General features: G+C 36.9%; 15 protein-coding genes. 9 read left to right on the top strand and 6 right to left on the bottom strand.

The window, feature by feature from the left end; all coding sequences use genetic code 11:
- Positions 1-171: 171 nt before the first annotated feature.
- The 4 genes from metQ to BHE19_RS18480 form a co-directional block, all read right to left on the bottom strand.
- Positions 172-990 carry a methionine ABC transporter substrate-binding lipoprotein MetQ gene (metQ, locus tag BHE19_RS18495; RefSeq protein WP_070908312.1) on the bottom strand — a complete coding sequence of 273 codons (819 nt, stop codon included), beginning with the start codon at positions 988-990 and terminating at the stop codon, positions 172-174.
- A 93-nt stretch (positions 991-1,083) separates the two neighbouring features.
- Entirely contained in the window at positions 1,084-1,737 is a 654-nt protein-coding gene (gene metI, locus BHE19_RS18490; protein ID WP_017495670.1) for a methionine ABC transporter permease MetI, read from the bottom strand.
- Complete coding sequence (gene metN / locus BHE19_RS18485) at positions 1,730-2,761, bottom strand: methionine ABC transporter ATP-binding protein MetN (RefSeq protein WP_070908311.1); 1,032 nt, start codon at positions 2,759-2,761, stop codon at positions 1,730-1,732. Before metN ends, metI begins: the two co-directional genes overlap by 8 nt.
- Before the next feature lie 468 nt (positions 2,762-3,229).
- Complete coding sequence (locus BHE19_RS18480) at positions 3,230-4,456, bottom strand: PQQ-dependent sugar dehydrogenase (RefSeq protein WP_070908310.1); 1,227 nt, start codon at positions 4,454-4,456, stop codon at positions 3,230-3,232.
- A gap of 235 nt (positions 4,457-4,691) precedes the next feature.
- Here BHE19_RS18480 and BHE19_RS18475 point away from each other — a divergent pair, with 235 nt between their 5' ends.
- From BHE19_RS18475 to BHE19_RS18450, 6 genes are all read left to right on the top strand, one after another.
- On the top strand, positions 4,692-5,417 hold the full coding sequence (locus BHE19_RS18475; protein ID WP_207544134.1) for a FadR/GntR family transcriptional regulator: 726 nt from the start codon (positions 4,692-4,694) through the stop codon (positions 5,415-5,417).
- A 43-nt stretch (positions 5,418-5,460) separates the two neighbouring features.
- Positions 5,461-6,696 carry an MFS transporter gene (locus BHE19_RS18470; protein ID WP_070908309.1) on the top strand — a complete coding sequence of 412 codons (1,236 nt, stop codon included), beginning with the start codon at positions 5,461-5,463 and terminating at the stop codon, positions 6,694-6,696.
- Positions 6,697-7,016: 320 nt separating this feature from the next.
- On the top strand, positions 7,017-8,510 hold the full coding sequence (locus tag BHE19_RS18465) for an ankyrin repeat domain-containing protein (RefSeq protein ID WP_070908308.1): 1,494 nt from the start codon (positions 7,017-7,019) through the stop codon (positions 8,508-8,510).
- Between the two features lie 89 nt (positions 8,511-8,599).
- On the top strand, positions 8,600-9,079 hold the full coding sequence (locus BHE19_RS18460) for a DUF2271 domain-containing protein (RefSeq protein WP_017495664.1): 480 nt from the start codon (positions 8,600-8,602) through the stop codon (positions 9,077-9,079).
- A 143-nt stretch (positions 9,080-9,222) separates the two neighbouring features.
- On the top strand, positions 9,223-11,415 hold the full coding sequence (locus BHE19_RS18455) for a PepSY domain-containing protein (protein ID WP_070908307.1): 2,193 nt from the start codon (positions 9,223-9,225) through the stop codon (positions 11,413-11,415).
- 46 nt (positions 11,416-11,461) lie between these two features.
- Complete coding sequence (locus tag BHE19_RS18450; RefSeq protein ID WP_070908306.1) at positions 11,462-12,475, top strand: FAD:protein FMN transferase; 1,014 nt, start codon at positions 11,462-11,464, stop codon at positions 12,473-12,475.
- Positions 12,476-12,747: 272 nt separating this feature from the next.
- Here BHE19_RS18450 and BHE19_RS18445 read toward each other — a convergent pair whose 3' ends face one another.
- Entirely contained in the window at positions 12,748-13,878 is a 1,131-nt protein-coding gene (locus BHE19_RS18445; RefSeq protein WP_070908305.1) for an FAD-dependent oxidoreductase, read from the bottom strand.
- 46 nt (positions 13,879-13,924) lie between these two features.
- Positions 13,925-14,758, bottom strand: coding sequence for a helix-turn-helix domain-containing protein (locus BHE19_RS18440; protein WP_070908304.1), 834 nt, complete (start codon positions 14,756-14,758; stop codon positions 13,925-13,927).
- 369 nt (positions 14,759-15,127) lie between these two features.
- On the opposite strand from BHE19_RS18440, the gene BHE19_RS18435 reads away from it, so the two are divergent.
- The 3 genes from BHE19_RS18435 (at position 15,128) to BHE19_RS18425 (ending at position 20,915) form a co-directional block, all read left to right on the top strand.
- Positions 15,128-17,533 carry a TonB-dependent receptor gene (locus BHE19_RS18435; protein ID WP_070908303.1) on the top strand — a complete coding sequence of 802 codons (2,406 nt, stop codon included), beginning with the start codon at positions 15,128-15,130 and terminating at the stop codon, positions 17,531-17,533.
- A gap of 26 nt (positions 17,534-17,559) precedes the next feature.
- On the top strand, positions 17,560-18,891 hold the full coding sequence (locus tag BHE19_RS18430; RefSeq protein WP_070908302.1) for a hypothetical protein: 1,332 nt from the start codon (positions 17,560-17,562) through the stop codon (positions 18,889-18,891).
- Positions 18,892-19,271: 380 nt separating this feature from the next.
- Positions 19,272-20,915, top strand: coding sequence for a glycoside hydrolase family 28 protein (locus tag BHE19_RS18425; protein WP_070908405.1), 1,644 nt, complete (start codon positions 19,272-19,274; stop codon positions 20,913-20,915).
- The last annotated feature ends 163 nt before the right edge of the window (positions 20,916-21,078 follow it).

The following is a 21,078-nucleotide window of genomic DNA, read 5'->3' as shown; positions in this document are numbered from 1 at the left end:
AAACAAACACACAGCATTCAGAAGGACTACAAAAAAATCTTTAAAATATTCAAAATTTTAAAGCCAAAGAAAAACAAATTTCACCAGGCTATCTTCAAAAAAAATGCGCAACGATCCTTGATCATTGCGCATTATAAAATTCTTACCCAATAACGGGTTTAAAGAAAGTAACTACCAGCCCTTTACCGCTCCGCCTTTAAACTCGCGAACCGCAGCCTGTTCTACTTCAGCAGATTGAAAAGCTGCTACAAACTGTTTTATTTTTTCTTCTTTTTTGTTGTCAGCACGACTTACAATTAAGTTGACGTAAGGCGAATCTTTGTCCTCTACAAACAGAGCATCACGAGCCGGTACCAATCCTGCCTGCGAAGCAAAAGTATTATTGATAATTGCAATTGCAACATTCTGATCGTCTAAAGCACGTGGCAATTGCGGCGCTTCTAATTCTAATATTTTAAGATTCTTAGGATTTTCCGTGATGTCTGTTACTTTAGGCAATAAACCAACATTTGGGCGAAGTTTTAACAAACCGTTTTTCTCTAAAAGTAATAAAGAACGCCCTCCATTTGTAGGATCATTTGGAATAATGATTGTGCTTTCTTTTTTCAGTTCTGAAAGGTTTTTGATCTTTTTAGAATAAGCAGCAATTGGATAAATAAAGGTCTTGGCAATAATCGCCAGTTTGTATCCGCGCTGTTTTGATTGCTCGTCTAAATAAGGTTTGTGCTGAAAAGCATTCACATCAATATCACCCTGACTCAACGCTTCGTTTGGAATCACATAATCATTAAAAGAAACCAATTCTACCTCAAGACCATATTTGTCTTTGGCTACTTTTTGAGCCGCCTGAGCCACCACATATTCCGGACCGGCCGCTACTCCAACTTTAATATGATGTGGGTCGTTACTTTTACTTTTTCCGCAATTGGACACCACAATTGACAGTACCACAATTCCTGCTATTTTTAAAAAATTTAGTTTATTATTCATCCTTCTACTATTTATAATTTTAACTCTTTTTTCTATCTTCTTTCTTCTTTACTCTTTCTTCTTTACTCTTTCTTCTTCGCTCTCAATTAAACGTTATCTATGGTCAAATCGTTTAGACAATGCATCACCTGCGAACTGAATCAGGAATACCAGAACAACCAGTAAAGCCAAAACCGAGTTCATCGTTACAGCATCATAACCAATATAACCGTACTGGTACCCCACCTGTCCTAAACCACCTGCTCCAACTGCTCCACCCATTGCAGAATATCCTACAAGTGTGATTAACGTAATCGATGCCGCATTAATTAAAGAAGGCAAAGCTTCCGGAAGCAAGACCTTAAATACGATTTGCAAAGGAGTTGCTCCCAATGCACGTGCTGCTTCGATTAAACCTGACGGAAGTCCCAAAAGACTATTCTCAACCAATCTGGCAATAAAAGGAGCTGCTCCAATACTTAACGGAACCAATGCTGCACTTACACCAATGGAAGTTCCTACCAGCGATCGTGTAAACGGAATCATCCATACAATTAAGATGATAAACGGAATCGAACGAAAAACGTTCACCAAAACCGATAAAAAGCGATTCAAAACCGGCTGTTCTAAAATTTGATTTTTTCGGGTCAGAAAAAGTAAAACACCCGTTGGTAGTCCAAGCAGAAAACCAAAAAAACCGGAGACAAAAGTCATTACTATAGTTTCCCAGGTGCCTTTTAATAATAATTCAATAATGGATTCAGACATAACCTATGATTTCTGTTTTAATATGTTTTGAAATAAAATACTCGATTGCAGCATCATAATTTTCACGTTTACCTGACAATTCGATCAGCATCACACCAAAATTAACTTCTCCTGCCTGATCCATTTGTGCGCTGACAATTTTAAAGTTAGTATCAAACAAACGCGAAACCTCCGAAATAACAGGCTCGTTAACCGATTTACCCGTCATCTCAAGTCGCAAGAGCGGATTCAATCCCTCACGATCTTCTTTTTGCAGCCTTTCCTGATACACTTGGGGAACATCAAGATGCAAGGATGAAGCGATAAACTCTTTGGTCAGTTCATGTTTCGGATCAGCAAAAATTTCTCCAACACTTCCCTGCTCTATTAATTTTCCGTGACTGATTACTGCTACTTCATCACAGATCGATTTCACAACTTCCATTTGGTGCGTAATTAGAAGAACGGTAATGTTCAAGCGACGGTTAATATCTTTCAGTAAGTTCAAAATCGATCTGGTTGTTGCAGGATCCAGTGCACTTGTCGCCTCATCACATAAAAGTATTTTCGGATTATTAGCCAGCGTACGTGCAATGGCAACCCTTTGCTTTTGACCACCCGAAAGACTTGCCGGATAATCACTGGCCTTTTCTTTCAAACCTACCAATTCCAATAATTCTAAAACACGATTTTTGATTTCGGCTTTAGAAGCTCCAACAAGTTCCAGCGGAAAAGCCACATTTTCAAAAACCGTGCGTGACGAAAGCAAATTAAAGTGCTGAAAAATCATTCCAATCTGTCTTCTCTCTACCGCCAGTTGGGCATTAGACAATTGCATTAATGCTTTTCCGTCTACAATAATTTCTCCCGAAGTGGGTCTTTCCAACAAATTCACACATCGAATTAAGGTACTTTTTCCCGCTCCCGACGTTCCAATTACACCAAAAATTTTCCCGGGCGGAACCGTAAGCGAAACATCCGATAAGGCGGAAACTATTCGGTCCTTCTGATGGAAATTCTTAGTGACATTTTTTAATTCAATCATTCCGTAATTCAAGTTTAAAAACAAAAAAGCCTCTCAAAAAATCATGAAAGGCTTCTTAAATAAATACTATTATTTTATAGGTAAGCCAGATCAATTAACCTCATAACAGGGCCGCAGCACATCATCATGTTGCTGTTAAAATAGCTTCTATTCTGGTTCTTTTTTCTCATTGATGCGGCAAATTTAATGAGTTATTTTTAATTTCAATACAAAAACGAATAAAACTTTTATTAACCTATCAAAATAATAGACTAAAAGCATGTTGTGCGTGTTAAAACCATTACTATCAAACGGACAATGTCATCAACAATCTTAAATTAAAAATTAAAAGTCAAAAATTAAAAATCTGCAATCGCTAATCTAAAATCCAACATTCTAAAAATCTAAAAATCTAAAAAACACTTTTATGCCAACAAAAAATGGCGCTTTTCAGCACCATTTTTTATTTCAATATTCAAAACTCTAACGTTACTTTTTATCAATCTTATACAACCTGCCAGCATCCGTAACCGCATACAAAGCCCCGTCATTTCCCTGAGTAATATCTCTGAACCGTTGATTCTCTGATACCAAAAGCCTCTCTTCACCCACAACTTTATTATTATCTATAGCAAGACGCACGATATGCATTCCGCTTAAAGCCCCAATAAAAAGATTGTTCTGCCATTCCGGAACGCGATTACCGCTGTAAAACGTCATACCACTTGGCGAAACTACGGGATCCCAGTAATAAACCGGTTGCTCCATACCGTCCTGCTGCTGAATTCCTGCGCCTATTTTTTCTCCGCTGTATTCAATTCCGTAAGTAATGGTAGGCCATCCGTAATTTGCACCAGCCTTTAAACGATTGATTTCATCACCTCCTCGTGGGCCATGTTCCGAAAGCCAGATTTCACCACTAACGGGATGAAGCGCTAATCCTTGAGGATTTCTGTGTCCATAGCTATACAATTCAGGCAATGCTCCTGCCTGACTAAAAGTTGGATTTCCTGATGCCGGCTGTCCTTCTTTTGTAATTCTTACCACCTTACCAAGACCTGATGTAAGTGATTGTGACAAAGGCCTTGTTTCTAAAACCGAACGTTCTCCGGTGCTAACCACCAAATTACCAGTCTTATCAAACAAAATACGTCCTCCGTAATGAAGTGTGCTCGCATTGGCAGGCTTTGCTCTGTAAATAATCGTCGCTCCTTCTATTGTTTTCTCATCAGCCGATAATTTCCCCTTTGCCACTGCCGTGTTATTTCCTCCGCCAGTAGCTTCTGAAAATACCCAATAAATCATTCTGTTGGATGCAAACTCAGGATCCAGACATAAGCCCAACAAACCACCCTGCCCTCCTGCATTTACAGCAGGAATACCGGTAATAGGAGCACTTACCACTCCCGCAGTTGTAACAATACGCATAGTACCTGCTTTTTGTGTGACTAACAAACGACCATCCGGAAGACTTTTAACTCCCCAAGGGCTTGTAAGCGCACTCGTAATAATCTTAGTCTCAAATGCCGTATTGGTCTGCACACCATTACTACGAGTTTGTCCTGTAAAAGCAGGTTTATAAGTCGTATTTGCAGGATTCCCTTCTACAGGGTTTGTAATCGTACCGGGATTAGACGGCGTTTCTTTGTCATTTGAACAGCTCAAAAAAGTAAAGAATACGCCCGAAAGAAGCACAATGTGTTTTAGATTTTTCATATACAGTAGATTTAGTTAAAAAATGATATTTGGGTATCAACATCAAACTTCTAAATTTTAAATTGAAAAATTTTATATAATTCACCCGAAAAGTTATACAATTTCACATCATACCATGAACAATTAACAGCAAGAACATTCAAACATAACTTACTATAAAACAAAACCTAACAATTTAAATTAACAATTTGCCTCCTAATTTCCTTATCAATAAAATCATAAAAATATCCTAATAATGGTCGATACTACAATTATTCTTTTACATTTGCTATCATCAGACGATGTGATACTACGCATGAAAACACTAATCCAAAAAAAATCACTTGCAGAAGAAGTTGCTTCCAAAATACAGGAGCAAATCACTTTGGGTCATTATAAAATTAATGAAAAACTACCCATAGAAGCTGAATTGATGAAAAGTTTTGGTGTGGGTCGTTCCTCTATACGTGAGGCGATGAAGTTGCTTGCTAATTCCGGTTTTTTACGTATTCAGCAAGGTGTAGGTACTTTTGTAGAGCGATTAACCAGTACACGCGAACCAATGGATCAGCGTATCATGCGCGCCAATGTTCAGGATCTGGACGAAGTGCGACAAATACTCGAAATGAAAATTGCCGAAAAAGCTGCAATCAACAGAACTGATGACGATATCGCTGCCATGAAAGAGCATTTACTCAACAGAATGATCGCTGCCAAAGAAGGAAATCTCGAAGAATGTGTAGAAGCAGATATACAATTTCATATTGCGATTGCAAAAGCTTCAAAAAATGAAATTCTGGCTGATCTTTACAAATCTGCTTCCGTACATCTTAAAAAAGGATTCCTGCATCTTTATGGTGATACCAAAATATTCCAGGAAACATCAGCCGTACACCAGCAACTTTTAGAAAATATTATTGCACAGGATCCTAAAAAAGCCTGGAATACTGTTGCAAAAATTATAGGACATATCAATTACTAATTTTTTACCCATATTCATCAGATGATCTGATCTATTATTACTTATGAAAACAGAAACTACTTTTACCAATACCCTAACAGAGTCTAAGCAATTAGCTCAGCAAACCGTTTTCTCCATTTTGTTCACGATCAGTTTTACGCATTTCATTAATGATATGTTACAAGCCGTAATTCCTGCCGTTTACCCCATTTTAAAAACCAAATTCAGTTTGAGCTTTACTGAAGTCGGGCTTATTACCCTGACCTATCAGCTAACAGCCTCAATCCTGCAACCTTTCATTGGTTTTTATACTGATAAAAAGCCGCGTCCGTATTCGCTGGCAATAGGTATGGGTTTCACCCTCGTAGGTCTTGCGGCGGTTGCGGTAGCTTCCAGCTTTATCAATATTTTACTTGCGGTAAGTTTAATTGGTATTGGTTCGTCTATATTTCATCCCGAATCGTCAAGGGTTGCCCATCTGGCTTCAGGAGGAAAAAGAGGTCTGGCCCAATCTATTTTTCAACTGGGAGGAAATGCCGGAAGCGCTATCGGACCATTATTAGCAGCGATAATTGTTGTTCCTTACGGACAGTTTAACATTATATGGTTCTGCTTAGCTGCTATTGTTGGCATTGTGATACTTTCAGGTATTGCCAAATGGTATCAGGAACATTTGAATCTGAAGGCAAAAAACAAATCGGCTATTTCTGAAGAAAAGCACCACTCCCTTTCGAAGCAAAAAGTAATCATTTCTTTGGGAATTTTACTGGTTCTAATCTTTTCAAAATACTTCTACATGGCCAGTATGACCAGTTATTATACTTTTTACCTGATCGATAAGTTTCATTTATCAGTTCAGGAATCACAGATTTATCTTTTCGCTTTTCTGGGTGCGGTAGCTGCCGGAACATTATTTGGTGGTGCATTAGGCGATCGTTTTGGACGAAAGTATATCATTTGGATTTCTATTTTAGGCGTTGCTCCGTTTACATTATTATTGCCTTACGTTTCGCTTTTCTGGACCGGAATTTTATCGGTAATTATTGGATTGATCATATCCTCTGCCTTCTCCGCTATTTTGGTTTACGCCACAGAACTGGTTCCCGGAAAAGTAGGCCTAATTGCCGGTCTTTTCTTTGGTTTGGCTTTTGGTATGGGAGGATTAGGGTCTGCCGTACTAGGAAAACTAGCCGACACTACCAGCATCGAATATGTCTTTAAAATTTGCGCTTTCTTACCTTTAATTGGTGTTCTGACCAGTTTCTTGCCAAACATCGAAGGAAAAAGAAATAAACAATAATTTGTACTTCAACAAACTAAATCAATAAAAAACTGCAAATCTTGCGGTTAAACTTTTCAGCCACAGATTAGAATGATTCAATGGATTTTTAGCAATCCTTAATTTTTTTTAAGCTGTGGCTTTTACTTTTCTGAATATTTCAATCTTTAATCCTTAAAAAAAGATTAAAATTGGAGTTTCTTCAGCAAATACATTGATTTACTAATATTAATTTTTACATTTGCGTTATTTTTAACTATTCTAAATAGATTGAACTTCTCAAGCTATTTCAGTAGTGTACCAAAACTAACTCATTTTAAAAAAATAGTAAATCTTACAATATGAAAAAGAATTTCTTTCTCTCTTTTGCATTAGCCGCTTCTTTTTTTGTTAGTGCTCAGCAAAAAAACATATTATTAGAACAGTCTTTTTGGAAAACAGCACCGGATGTAAATGCGGTTAAAGCTGAAATTGCAAAAGGAAACAGTCCAACAGTACCTAATGCTAACGCTTTTGATGCGACTGTTGTTGCGATTAATAATGACGCTCCTATCGCTTCTATAAAATTCTTATTGGATCAGCCCGGTAATACCATCGCTAAATTAACTCACGACAATCGTATTTATTTGCATTGGGCTGCTTACAGAGGAAACCTTGAACTGGTAAATTACCTCATTACAAAAGGTTCTGACATTAATCTGGAAGACAGCCACGGTACTACACCAATTGCTTTTGCTGCTTCAAACGGTCAAACCAATACCGCTTTGTACGATGCTTTTTTCAAAGCCGGAATTGATCCAAAGAAAAAATATGCCGATGGTGCAAATTTGTTACTAATCGCTGTAGCCTCAGATAAAGATCTTGTTTTAACCGATTATTTAGTATCAAAAGGATTGTCTTTAAAAGATGTTGATGCTAACGGAAGTACTGCTTTCGATTATGCAGCAAGAACAGGAAATATTGCTCTTCTAAAAAAACTTTTAGACCGAAAAGTAAAACCAACTGACAATGCTCTTCTAATCGCAGCACAAGGTTCACGTAGAGAAACCAATACTCTTGAAACTTATAAATATTTAGTGGAAGAAGTAAAATTAAAAGCTACTGCGACCAGTAAGTCAGGAGAAAATGTACTTCACTTATTGGCAAATAAACCCAACCAGGGAGAGATCATTGCTTACTTTTTAGCTAAAGGTGTTGATGCTAACAAAATCGACAAAGACGGAAATACACCATTAATGATTGCTGCAGGAGCAAGAGAAACTGCTGCATTAGATAAATTATTACCGGTTACCAAAAACATCAATCTGCAAAACGCCAAAGGTGAATCGGCATTGACTTTCGCCGTAAGATCAGGAGCACCGGAAGCAGTTGCTACTTTATTGAGCAAAGGTGCTGATGTAAATGTAAAAGACAAAGACGGAAACAATCTGGGAGTATATTTGGTACAATCTTACCGTCCGATGGGCCGTGAGGCCAATGCTGCTCAGGATCCATTCGAAGCAAAAATAAAATTACTTCAGGAAAAAGGACTAAACTTAGCAGCTGTACAAAAAGACGGAAGTTCACTGTACCATTCTGCCATCGCTAAAAATGACCTGAATCTGGTAAAAAAATTAGCGCCTTTAAACATTGACGTTAATGCTAAAAACAAGGATGGTTTGACAGCTTTACACAAAGCGGCTATGGTTGCCAAAGACGATTCTATCTTAAAATACCTTCTTTCAATTGGTGCTAAAAAAGACATTAACACCGAATTTGACGAAAGTGCTTATGCTTTAGCAAAAGAAAACGAATCGTTAACCAAAAATAATGTTTCTATTGACTTTTTAAAGTAATAGCTAAAACCTGCATGTTTTAAGTTTCAAGTTTCAAAAACCTGACAATCCAACAATCTAAAAATCTAAAGATCTAACAATCTAAAAAAATGAAATCAATATTTAAAATAGCCCTCACAGCAGCATTAATCTGCTTAATTTCTTTTCAGTCTGCAGCACAAAGCAAATACAAATGTATGCTTCAAATGGCTAATTATATGGGAGAAGGCGCTTACATCGTTGTTTCACTTATCAATCCAAAAGGAGAATACGAGAAAACACTTTATGTAATGGGTGACGACAAAAAATGGTACAAATCATTGAAAGAATGGAATAAATTCCAAACTTCAAAACCTGCTGACATCAGTGCAAAAACAGGAGCTTCTGTTACAGGTGGAGACCGTAGCATTACCACCATTGAAATTGAAGATTCTAAAATAAACAAAGGATATAAACTAAGATTTGAATCGGCTGTAGAAGATCAGAAATATTATGTAAGTGATCTAGAAATTCCACTTACGACTCAAGGATTGGCAGACAAGACAGAAGGAAAAGGTTATATCAGATATGTGAGATTAAACAAAATTTAATTGTAGTAATCACACGGTTTACTATCAATTAATTTCTTTAAAAAAGAATAGCCACAGATTCTACAGGATTCAACAAAATCAGATCCTTTTAATCTGTGGCAAAAAAAAACGCTTACATTTGGTTACATTATAGATTACATTCAATGACTCTTTCTTTTTGGCGTTACGCGCACCTGGCTCTTGCTTTATTCTCTTCTCTATTTTTAATCCTCGCTTCGGCAACAGGTATTATACTGGCTGTTGACGCGATGCAGGAAAAAACACTTCCGTATCGCGCTGAGAATTTTGATAAGATCACATTGGAAGAAGCCCTTACCGTACTCAAAAAGAATTATTCTGAAATCACTACCATAAATGTCGATCACAATCAATTTGTAACCCTGCAGGCTATTGATGAAGAGGGTAATGACGTTAACGTTTATATAGATCCTAAAACCGGTAAAAAATTAGGAACACCCCTGAAAAAAAGTGAATTTATTCAATGGGTTACCGGATTCCATCGTTCTTTGTTTCTTCATGAAACGGGACGATTTTTTGTTGGTGTTATTTCCTTTTTACTCGTTTTAATTGCAATATCGGGTTTTGCATTGGTTTTAAACCGACAAAGAGGCATTCGTAATTTTTTCTCTAAAGTAGTTAAAGAATATTTCGCACAATACTACCATGTAGTTCTGGGAAGACTGGCACTAATTCCGATTTTAATTATTGCACTTACAGGAACGTATTTATCTCTGGAAAAATTCAATTTCTTCATGGATAAAAAAGATCAGGAAAAAGTCAAAATGGTCAAAGCTGCTGTTTCCAAAGAAGAAAAAGAAACTTCTGTTTTCAAACATACTCTTTTGGCGGACGTCAAACAAATTGAATTTCCTTTTACAGATGATCCGGAAGAATATTACATCATCGAATTAAAAGACCGTGAAATTGAAGTCAATCAGGTAACCGGAGCTATTGTTGAAAAAAAACTTTCTCCAATGACAGCCCAGTTTTCAGACTTAAGCCTTGATCTTCATACCGGAAGAGCCAACGGAATTTGGGCTTTTATACTTGCCATTGCCAGCATTAATATCCTCTTTTTTATCTATTCGGGTTTTGCAATTACTTTAAAAAGAAAATCTAGCCGAATCAAAAATAAATTCAAATCCGGTGAAAGTGAATTTATACTACTGGTAGGATCTGAAAATGGAAGCTCTTTACGATTTGCCAATGCCATTCTCAAACAATTGATCGATCAGGGCAAAAAAGCATTCATTACCGAATTGAACAGCTACACTACTTTTCCAAAAGCAGAACATCTGATTGTCTTCTCCTCTACACACGGATTAGGAGATGCGCCTTCGAACGGAAATAAATTTATATCCCTTTTAAAGAAATACCCCCAACAGCAAAAAATTACTTATTCTGTAGTAGGATTCGGTTCAAATGCCTATCCTGATTTTTGCGGTTTTGCTTTCGAAATTGACAAACAATTAGGAAATCAAAATTGGGCGGAACGTTTATTGGAAGTTCAGACGGTAAATGATAAATCAGCAGTTGAATTTGTAAACTGGATCAGACTGTGGAGTGCTAAGATGGGAATTCCATTGTCGACAACTCCTTCGCTTTACAATCATGTTCCGAAAGGATTGCAAAAATTAATGGTTTTGGATAAAACACTTATTTCCGAAACCGAGCAAACTTTCCTGATCACCTTGCGCGCTAACATGAGGGCTAAATTCACTTCTGGTGACTTATTGGCTATTTATCCGGCTAACGACAGCAGGGAACGTCTCTACTCCATCGGAAGTCATTCCGGAAACATACAATTAGTCGTAAAACTACATCCACACGGATTAGGCTCAGGTTTTCTGAACGCTCTGGCACCCGGAAATGTGATAAAAGCCAGAATCATCAACAATAAAGCGTTCCATTTTCCTAAAAAAATACCTCAGGCTGCCTTTATTTCAAACGGAACGGGTATTGCTCCTTTTCTTGGAATGATTGAGCAAAATAAAGCCAAGACAGAAACACATTTATATTCAGGATTCCGTATGGAAACGGAAACGGTTTCGGGTTATAAAAAGTTTACTACCGAAATGATTCAGAAACAAAAACTGCATAGTTTTCATCTGGCTCTGTCCCGCGAAAACGAGCATTTTTATGTGATGGATCTTATCAAACGTGATGCTGATTTCTTTATCAACTTATTGCAAAAAGGCGGTGTTATTATGATTTGCGGTTCACTTGCCATGCAGCAAGATGTCGAAGCAATTCTCGATCAATTGTGTCTCGAAAGAAATGTCAAGAACCTTTCTGAATACAAGAAAAACGGTCAGCTTTTGAGCGATTGTTATTAATGAATTATTACACCTCATTTTCGTTTAAAATGTAAAATAAATTTCAATGTCAATCAAAAAACCAGTCCTTACTTTTTACTTGTTTTTACTGCTAATACTAGGTGGTCTGACCAGTAATGCACAAGTTTTACGAAAAAGAACTACACTGCTCATGGGAGGACGTTTTGACATTTCGATCGTTGCAAAAGATTCCCTTACCGCAGAACAGAATATCGATATTGTAATTGCTGAAATTACACGAATTGAAAACCTGATCTCCGACTGGAAATCTGATTCACAAGTCTCTGAGATCAATCAAAATGCGGGAATCCGTCCTGTAAAGGTAGATCGTGAAGTTTTTGAACTCACTCAAAGAGCATTACAATTTTCTGAAGCTACCATAGGTGGTTTCGACATCAGTTTTGCCGCAATGGATCGAATCTGGAAATTTGACGGATCGATGACAGAAATGCCTTCTGCCGAGGCCATCAAAAAATCTGTAGAAAAAGTAGGTTACAAAAACATTATCCTCGACAGCGTTCAATCGACCGTATTCCTAAAACTCAAAGGAATGAAAATTGGATTTGGCGCTTTGGGAGAAGGTTACGCAACCGATAAATGCCGAAATATAATGCTTGCAAAAGGCATCAAAGCCGGAATTGTAAACGGTTCAGGCGATATGACGGCCTGGGGAAGACAACCCAATGGAAAAGACTGGAACATTGGCATGACGAATCCTTTTCATCCCGATACTTTGTTTGCCGTTGTTCCGTTAAATAATGGTGCTGTGACTACTTCCGGAAGTTATGAAAAGTTTGTTGTTTTCAACGGTAAGCGTTATTCTCATATCATCAACCCCGCAACCGGATATCCTGCTACGGGTTTGTGTAGTGTTTCTATTTTTGGTCCAAACGCCGAAACTGCAAATGGGTTAAGTACTTCTCTTATGGTTTTAGGACAAAAAGCGGGACTTCTTCTTTTAAAAAAATATCCCGACTATAGCTGTATCATGATCACCGACAACGGAAAACTAATCAAATCCAAAAACTTCAAGATCAAAAAATTCAAGACTAAACTTTAAACTGCTGAAGATACTTTGCTGCGAGTGTTTTTTTCACTCAGATTGCTTCGCCAGTTCGCTATCGCTCGGGTTAGCAGATAATGCAGATTTCCATCCCTTCAAAGCGCTAATATTGAAGCATTTTTTTTATAATTTCAGATTTCTTTCTTTAATCTATAACTTTAAAAAAATTAGCCACGAATTCACAATTTTTTTAAGAATACAAATTAAAAAGAATTCGTGAATTCGTGGCTATTTATTACACGACACTTTATAAAAATAAAACCAGAAAATTACCTGTAAAATTTCAGGAAAGAAAAATCAGGACTTAGCATTGCTGCTTCATTAGTTGCCGTCTCGAGTTGGGCTTGTGTGGCGTAAACAAACATCTTTTGTTCGTAATCACTGATTGCTTCCTCTATCGTTTCAAATTCTCCATTGGTCAGATTATTAGATAAAATTAAGGCGTCTAATAATCCTATATTGGCTCCCTGACCCGCAAACGGAGGCATAATATGTGCTGCATCTCCAATGAGTGTGATAGGTAACGGACGTTCTTTCTTCCATTGAAGATTTAAACTGATCTTTCTCGTTGGCCATAAAAAAAAAGAAGAAGTAGCTTCAAGCAATTCCTTATAACATTCGTCCCATTCAAAAAACCGATTTAAGAGGTACTTTCGAATGCCATCTGTACTCTCAAAAGTCTCCTCTTTTCTCAGAAACTCCATCGGACTTTTAAAAATGACATTATAACTCAATACTTTGCCATTCTTTGGATTCGCAACCAACAAACCTTCTTTTCCGGAAGTCATAAGTATACTGCCATTACACAATTTATTGAACTTCTCGCAGGATTTTTCCGGACAAAGCACTTCACCTTGTATCATCAATGTTCCGGTATATTCGATTGTAGCGGGTGTGATCAATTTTCTGGCTTTAGACATTCCTCCATTAGCTCCAATAACAAAATCGGCAATCGCATTTGTTTCATTCTCAAACTCTAAAACCCATTTTCCCTTAGTCACTTTAAGATTGGTAAACTTGCTGTTCCAAACTACAGTATCGCTTTTCACACTATTAAGCAATAACAATCTCAAATCGTTCCTGTTAATTTCGGGATTATCATAACGTTCTTCTTCGGTTGTTGTTTTAGAAAATAACACATTTCCTTGTGGATCTGCTACTGTTCTTCCCATTGGTAATGCCCTGTCAAAATAATCCTCTAATAAACCAGCTTGTTTTAAAGCTTCTTGTCCTGAACCTTTGTGGAGATCAAGAGTCCCGCCTGAAATTCTGACTTGGGCATTTAAATCTCTTTCATAAACGGTAACATCAGCTCCGTTTTGCTGTAATAATTTTGCCATAGTAAGACCAACCGGTCCTGCACCGATAATGGCTACTTTTTTATCTTTTAATAACATCATTTTATCTTCTAAATTATGAATGACAAAATTCTGCTATCCGATTATTTTAGGATTGTATAAATGCGACAAAATCATGGTTTATCAACTGTTGCTTTGCTTTTCGCGCAAAAGCACCCGGTGTGGTACCACTGTAACGTTTAAATTCTTTGCTCAAGTGAGACTGATCCGTATAACCTAATTCCTGTGCTAAACTTGCAATACTTAGATGGGGATCGAGCCACAATCGGTTGCGGGCCTGTTCGAAGCGCATGACAGCCGAAACATCTTTCACCGTATAACCTGACGATTGCTTAAAATTTCTTTCTAAAGTACGTATTGTAGCATGAGAAGCGGCAGCTACCTCCCTGACCGATATACGTCCTCCGGCTGCCGTCATAGCAATTCCTGCTTTAGATATCAAACTATTGCTGTCAGACTTTGCTTCTGCTGCAAAAAAATAGTCTTCGACTTTGGCAATAGCCTCTTCAATTTTGTGAGAAGCGATCAGATCGTTCAAAACAGACTGAAGTTTAGCAATAGGATGCTCAAAAACCTGTACTTCCTCCTTACCCTTTTGATAAGATAATCCAAGCAGGTCAAAAACCATCCACGGATAGCATCTAATACCGATAATTTCAAGTGAATTAACAGAATTAAAAACAGCAGGCTGATGGAGTAACCCTATCATAAATGGTGATGTCAGTGGTTTCAAAACTCCATTAGAAGAAATACGAAGCTCATTTCCAAAATAAAAAATAATTTCAGCATAACCATCCGGTATCACTTCAAAGTTCGACTGCACTTTGCCGTAATCAATCTTATCATACCAAAAGCACTTTACGCTTTTTTGTAATTCTTCGGGCGGAACAAATTCCTGATGGTTGGTTTGAAAAGAAAGCATAATTGGAAGAAATTAGAGACAAACGATTATAAAACAAACAAAAGCCACTTCAAAAAACTGACCGTATTTTGACAATAATCCATTTCAAAATTAAGAAATTATTAGGTACTATTACAGCATAACATAAACAACTGTTTATCAACCACAAAATAGAATAATAAACTTTGCATTGAACTATTCTCAATTTCGACCTTTGCAATTTAAAAAGTATTATAGTACAAAACACATCCGATTCTTAGCCTTTAAAATCTAAATTTATGCCAACATTAGAATTTCTAATATAATTCTAATGATCTTCTAATTCCTTTATTTAGATTAAATATAAACAATGATTTAGCTTTGCATTTCTATTTAAGAAGTACATAAATCATGAGGTTTTTATTGTTATTGTTGACGTTCGTTCATTTTTCAGTTTGGTCCCAAAATGGAAATATTAAAGGAAAAGTTACTTTTGAAAATTCTGAATCTGCATTTGGCGCTACAGTTACAATTGCCGGAACTCAAAAGTTTGCCCTAGTTGGTAACAACGGTCAATTTGAAATTAAAAATGTTGCTTATGGTATTTATACACTTGAAATTACATCACTTGAAGCGAAAACTAAAACAGTAAAGGTAACTTTAAACAGTCCTACTGCTCAGGTAAATATTTCATTAGAAAAATCAAATGATCCAAAAGCCTTAAAAGAGGTTGTCGTAAAGAAAAACTCTGTAAAAAAAGAAATCATCAGTAAAGGTTTCTCTGTAAATGTTATAGAAACTAAAGACGCCGCCACACGAAACCTGCAAACCAATGAATTACTTGATCGTTCCGCAGGGGTACGAATCCGACAAAACGGTGGTTTAGGTTCAAGCGTAAATTACAATCTGAATGGAATGTCCGGAAATGCTATCCGAATTTTTATTGACGGAATTCCGCTTTCTACTTATGGTTCTTCCTTTAGTCTTAACAGCATACCACCTGCCTTAATCGAACGCATCGAAGTTTACAAAGGGGTCACCCCCGCAGAACTGGCGGATGATGCCTTAGGCGGAGCCATAAATGTAATTTTGAAAAAAGGTGCTAAAAACACGCTGAATGCTTCTGTTTCTTATGGATCTTTTAATACCATTCAGTCCAACTTTAATACGACCTATCGTGACAAATCGGGATTTACCGTAAAAGGATCGGGCTTTTATAATTACTCAGATAACGATTATGAAGTATGGGGAAGATTCGTTTACAATATAGCACCGGATGGACGTTACGAACTTACACGCGCCAAACGTTTCGAAAACCGATACAGATCCTATGGAGGAAGATTTGAAACCGGTTTTACCAATGTAAAATGGGCTGACAATTTTTTAATTGGTATAAATGTCTCTGAAGATCACAATCAGATTCAACACGGTCAATTCATGACAAGGCCTTATAAGGGACGTTTTTCCGAAGCTGATGCTACTGTAATAAGCCTGAATTACTCTAAAAAAGGTTTTCTCTTTAAAAAACTTGATTTTTCAACCAATACCGTCTTTAGCAATAAACATGAAGTCGTAAACGATACGGTAAAATGGAATTACAATTGGAACGGTGAAAAAGCAATAGGTTTATATGGTGAACCGGTTTTATCCTATACTGGCGCACAGCAAGGTGGTCCAACCATTAATAACATTTCAGAAAATATATTAAGCTCCAGAAGCGTATTTACCTATAACCTAAATGAATATAATAGATTTATATTCAGTAATTTATATTACAAACTGGATAGAAATGAAGACGATTTAATCAAACCGGAATTTCAAAAAGATTTTGAAGCAACATTTGATTTGCAAAAAACAGTCACTTCATTAGCTTATGAAATGCAGGCTTTTGAATCACGTTTGAGAACCAATATTTTTGGTAAGTTTTACGAACAAAAAGTAAACCACAGAAAACCGGAATTGGTTACACAAAACGGGCAAACTACCGTTGTAGAAAAGATTACCAAAAGTGCAACTCCATTATTTGGATACGGACTGGCTACTTCTTATTTTATTACTCCTGAACTAATGATCACGGCATCTGCGGAGAAAGCCATCCGATTAGCGACTTCAGATGAAATGTTCGGAAGACCTAGTGAAAATGTACTGGCTAACCCCAATCTAAAACCAGAGCAAAGCAACAATTTTAATGTAGGCGTACAATTTGGTCCCTACGAAATAAATACACATAAGATTTCAATTGCTGCATCAGGTTTTTCAAGGAATGCCAAAGACCGAATTGTTCGCACTTCCGGTAACAGGGTAAATGATGCCATACAAACCCTACCGTTTGAAAACCTGGGGCGTACACAATCTATTGGTTATGAAGCTTCTTTTAATTATAGTTACAAAGATCGCTTGTTCTTATCAATGAACATGTCAAAATTTAACTCTTTGTTCAAGATGCAATTTGATGGAAATGGAGGACAGTTATCCAACTATAATAAGCAAATTCCAAATGAGCCTTTCTTCACCGTAAATGGTAATGTACAATACAATTTTAAAGAACTGATACAGAAAAATTCGCAACTAAGTTTGTATTATAATTTTGGTTATGTAGATCCCTTCGCCACACTTTGGATTGACGTCATAAACTCAAAAACACCGGCGCAATTTGTACAGGATTTAGGTTTGAGTTATGCATTTCCAAAAAAACAATTCGTACTAAGCTTCGATGCTAAAAACATCTTCGATAAACAAGTTTTCGATAATTACGCTGTTCAAAAACCGGGACGCGCTTTTTACTTGAAACTGAATTATACCCTTAATAAATTTTAATATCTAATTTTTTTAAAACAATCAATATGAGAAAAAATACGTTTAAACTATTTACATGTAGTTTACTTTTAGGAGCATTGTCATTGACAACAAGCTGCAGCAGTAATGACGACAAAACTGCTGATCCGGTAAATCCGGAAACACCGGATCGTTGGATTACAGTTTCGGGAGCATTAATGCAGGATGCTCCTGGCGATGGAAACGGAGGAACTATGGTTTATGCTGTAACCAAAAAAAATGCTAAAGATCCAAACTATTCGATTAATGTTTACGCAGACGGAATGCCGGTACAATCTAACAGAACGGCTCGTTTGCAATCGTCTGTAGACGGAAAAACTCTTTTCAACATCACCTACACAGGGGCTAACGGAGGAGAATTTATGACCTATACTGTAAATGGAGCTAAAAACTTCACACAATCAGGTACGACCGTAAACATTTCTCAATACGCCGGAACATCTCCAAGATGGAATAAACTTTTTGACGGAGACAAAACCGGAGTTGCAGTAAATGTAACTGCTCCGGTAGTTAAAACAAATCCGGACAAAACGTATATGTATACAAGAGGTACAGCTACCGTACTTTCTTTAGATCTTAAAGGAATACGTATTTCAGGATTTAAACAATATGAACTTCCGTTAACCGCTCAGGAAGAAGCTCAAGGGCACCATATTTTTCGTTTAGATGCTCCTACGATCAACAAAGCAGGAAATAAAGTAATTATCGGAACATGGTTACGCAAAACGAATCCTACTACGGGACAAATCGAAACTACTTATGACCGCCCGGGTGCTAAGTCTGTTGTAGTAGATTATCCATCATTAGAGAATCCACAAATCATTACTTCTAAAGTTGGTTTTGGAGATACCAGCGGTTTCCGTAGCTTCAACAGCTTCTTAGGAACTGACGGTAACATTTATCAGGCTACCCAAAGAGATACCAACAAAGGTTCTTATATCGTAAGAATCAACCAAAACAATCAGTATGATGATTCATTTGTTATCAGTCTTGATACTGCATTAGGCATAAAAGGATCTTATATCGATGCCTGGAGATACGCAGGAAACGGAATCGCTTACGTACTTTACACCAGCACTGCTACTGGAGATCAGGGATTTGTTGCAAGAGTAGATTTAAATGCTAAAACGGCTAAAAAAGTGGAAGGCATTGATTACGATGCTGCTATAGATTTTGGTCAGTACCAAGGTTTTGTAGTGGATGGAAATGAACTTTACTTAGCGGTTACACCGGTTGGAAAAGACGGAAATATTTATGTGATCGATATCCCAACAGGAGCTGTTACTAAAGGAGCTAAACTGGTAAACAAACCTGGAAACCACTATATTGGAGTATTCTAAAAAATATCTGCACCAGCAGTAAAAGCACTCATAACAATTGTTATTACTTGAGTTTTTTTTAATTAAAGCATTCCGTTTCAGATTTCTGGAACGGAATGTTTGTTTTTAGATCAAACGATAATTCAGATAATTCCTGAAAATTTGAATTTTCTTTTGACAAACAATTTCTTAGTTACTTTTAATTAAATATTTTTCATAGTTTTGTGCAATCGATTACATTTAAACTTTAATTGCTTTCGAAACTGGTTTTCAGATTTACAAAAAAAATGACATTCAGCAATAAAGTAAACAACCTATTCATTTTAAAACTAACTTTCAAACCAAATTCATACCACATGAACGCAAAGCCAATTCCACTTTTACACATTGTCCTGATTCTGATGATCCACTGTTTTCTATCCGGTGCTTTTGCTCAGAATACAAATACATACGATACTTACAAAAATGTAGAATTTAAAATGCCCAAAGTCAATGAACCGGTAATACCAAATAATACTGTAAATCTAAAAGATTTTGGAGCTGTAAATGGTGGCTATGTTTTAAACACTAAAGCTTTCGCTGATGCCATAGAAGCCGTGTCAAAAAAAGGTGGTGGAAAAGTAATTATTCCACCCGGAATCTGGCTAACAGGTCCGATTATACTAAAAAGCAATATTGAACTTCATGCCCAAACAGGCGCCTTAATTAAATTCTCTACCGACAAAAATTTATATCCAATTATTGAAACCAGTTTTGAAGGGCTTAACACCTGGCGATGCATCTCTCCTATTTATGGCAAGAATCTGGTAAATGTAGCCTTTACAGGAAGTGGTGTGTGGGATGGTTCCGGAGAAGCCTGGAGACAGGTTAAAAAAAACAAACTGACGGAGGAACAATGGAAGAAATTTGTCGCTTCCGGTGGCGTTTTAAATGAAAAGAAGGACAGCTGGTATCCTTCTGAACAATATTTAAAAGGCTCCAAAGGTGCCGATCAGAATGTTCGTCACGATCTAAAAACAAAAGAAGAATTTGAAGCCATTCACGACTTCCTTCGTCCGGTTTTAGTGAGCATACAAAATAGTAAAAGAGTGTTATTTGATGGCCCTGTGTTTCAAAACTCACCTGCCTGGAACCTTCATCCGTTTATGATAGAGGATTTAATCGTTAGAAATATAACTGTTCGTAATCCGTGGTTTTCTCAAAACGGTGACGGTCTTGACGTAGAATCCTGCAAAAATGTCATTATCGAAAATTCAAGTTTTGATGTGGGTGATGATGCCATCTGTATCAAATCGGGAAAAGACAAAGACGGTCGTGATCGAGGTGTTGCCTGCGAAAATATTGTCGTAAAAAACAATATCGTTTATCACGGACATGGCGGTGTAACAGTGGGAAGCGAAATGTCAGGCGGAGTGAAAAATCTGCATGTCTCCAATTGTACTTTCATGGGAACGGATGTTGGTTTGCGTTTCAAAAGCACCCGTGGACGTGGAGGAATTGTGGAAAACATTTATATCTCGGATATTTTTATGACCGATATTCCTTCACAAGCCATCTCTTTTGATTTGTATTATGGGGGAAAATCCATAGCCGAAACTTTGGCCGAAGGCGGAAACACCGTAACCACAAAAGCTGTTCCTGTAAGCGAAGAAACACCACAGTTTAAAAACATATCGATTAAAAACATCACGATTAAGGGCGCACAACAAGCGGTATTTCTGCAAGGTTTGCCCGAAATGAATCTGAAAAACATCGAAATCTCCAATTTGATCGCCAAAGCAGAAAAAGGCTTTTCGATTATTGATGCTAACGGAATTAAAATCAACCATGCAAAATTAGACATCGAAAACCCTACCGTATTTGAAATTTACAATACTAAAAATATGTCTTTAAAAAATATAGCTTTTAATTCGACTTCTGCGAAAGCAATCTCCATTAGCGGAGAAGCTTGTCAGAATATTGAGTTGGCTGCATCTCCAAAAACAGATTTTTCTAAAACAACTACCCTCGGAGAAACTGTTCCCAAAAATGCTGTAAAGTTCTGAGATTGAAATTTAAATGTAATTAACAAAATTATTCTCTTTAACAAAGTAAGTTCACGAAACTCTAAATAAAAAAGCGCCTCATAATATTGAGGCGCTTTTTTCATTCTTTATCAATACTTTTAAATTCTAAAATTGTTCTCTAACCACTGTAAGAAACAAACCA

This window comes from Flavobacterium tructae (genome assembly GCF_001853485.1).
GTDB lineage: Bacteria > Bacteroidota > Bacteroidia > Flavobacteriales > Flavobacteriaceae > Flavobacterium > Flavobacterium tructae.
This window is presented reverse-complemented; position numbering and strand designations above follow the sequence as displayed.

Coding starts and splice junctions, on each gene's coding strand:
- metQ (WP_070908312.1), bottom strand. CDS start 990: ATGAATAATAAACTAAATTTTTTAAAAATAGCAGGAATTGTGGTACTG.
- metI (WP_017495670.1), bottom strand. CDS start 1,737: ATGTCTGAATCCATTATTGAATTATTATTAAAAGGCACCTGGGAAACT.
- metN (WP_070908311.1), bottom strand. CDS start 2,761: ATGATTGAATTAAAAAATGTCACTAAGAATTTCCATCAGAAGGACCGA.
- BHE19_RS18480 (WP_070908310.1), bottom strand. CDS start 4,456: ATGAAAAATCTAAAACACATTGTGCTTCTTTCGGGCGTATTCTTTACT.
- BHE19_RS18475 (WP_207544134.1), top strand. CDS start 4,692: ATGGTCGATACTACAATTATTCTTTTACATTTGCTATCATCAGACGAT.
- BHE19_RS18470 (WP_070908309.1), top strand. CDS start 5,461: ATGAAAACAGAAACTACTTTTACCAATACCCTAACAGAGTCTAAGCAA.
- BHE19_RS18465 (WP_070908308.1), top strand. CDS start 7,017: ATGAAAAAGAATTTCTTTCTCTCTTTTGCATTAGCCGCTTCTTTTTTT.
- BHE19_RS18460 (WP_017495664.1), top strand. CDS start 8,600: ATGAAATCAATATTTAAAATAGCCCTCACAGCAGCATTAATCTGCTTA.
- BHE19_RS18455 (WP_070908307.1), top strand. CDS start 9,223: ATGACTCTTTCTTTTTGGCGTTACGCGCACCTGGCTCTTGCTTTATTC.
- BHE19_RS18450 (WP_070908306.1), top strand. CDS start 11,462: ATGTCAATCAAAAAACCAGTCCTTACTTTTTACTTGTTTTTACTGCTA.
- BHE19_RS18445 (WP_070908305.1), bottom strand. CDS start 13,878: ATGATGTTATTAAAAGATAAAAAAGTAGCCATTATCGGTGCAGGACCG.
- BHE19_RS18440 (WP_070908304.1), bottom strand. CDS start 14,758: ATGCTTTCTTTTCAAACCAACCATCAGGAATTTGTTCCGCCCGAAGAA.
- BHE19_RS18435 (WP_070908303.1), top strand. CDS start 15,128: ATGAGGTTTTTATTGTTATTGTTGACGTTCGTTCATTTTTCAGTTTGG.
- BHE19_RS18430 (WP_070908302.1), top strand. CDS start 17,560: ATGAGAAAAAATACGTTTAAACTATTTACATGTAGTTTACTTTTAGGA.
- BHE19_RS18425 (WP_070908405.1), top strand. CDS start 19,272: ATGATCCACTGTTTTCTATCCGGTGCTTTTGCTCAGAATACAAATACA.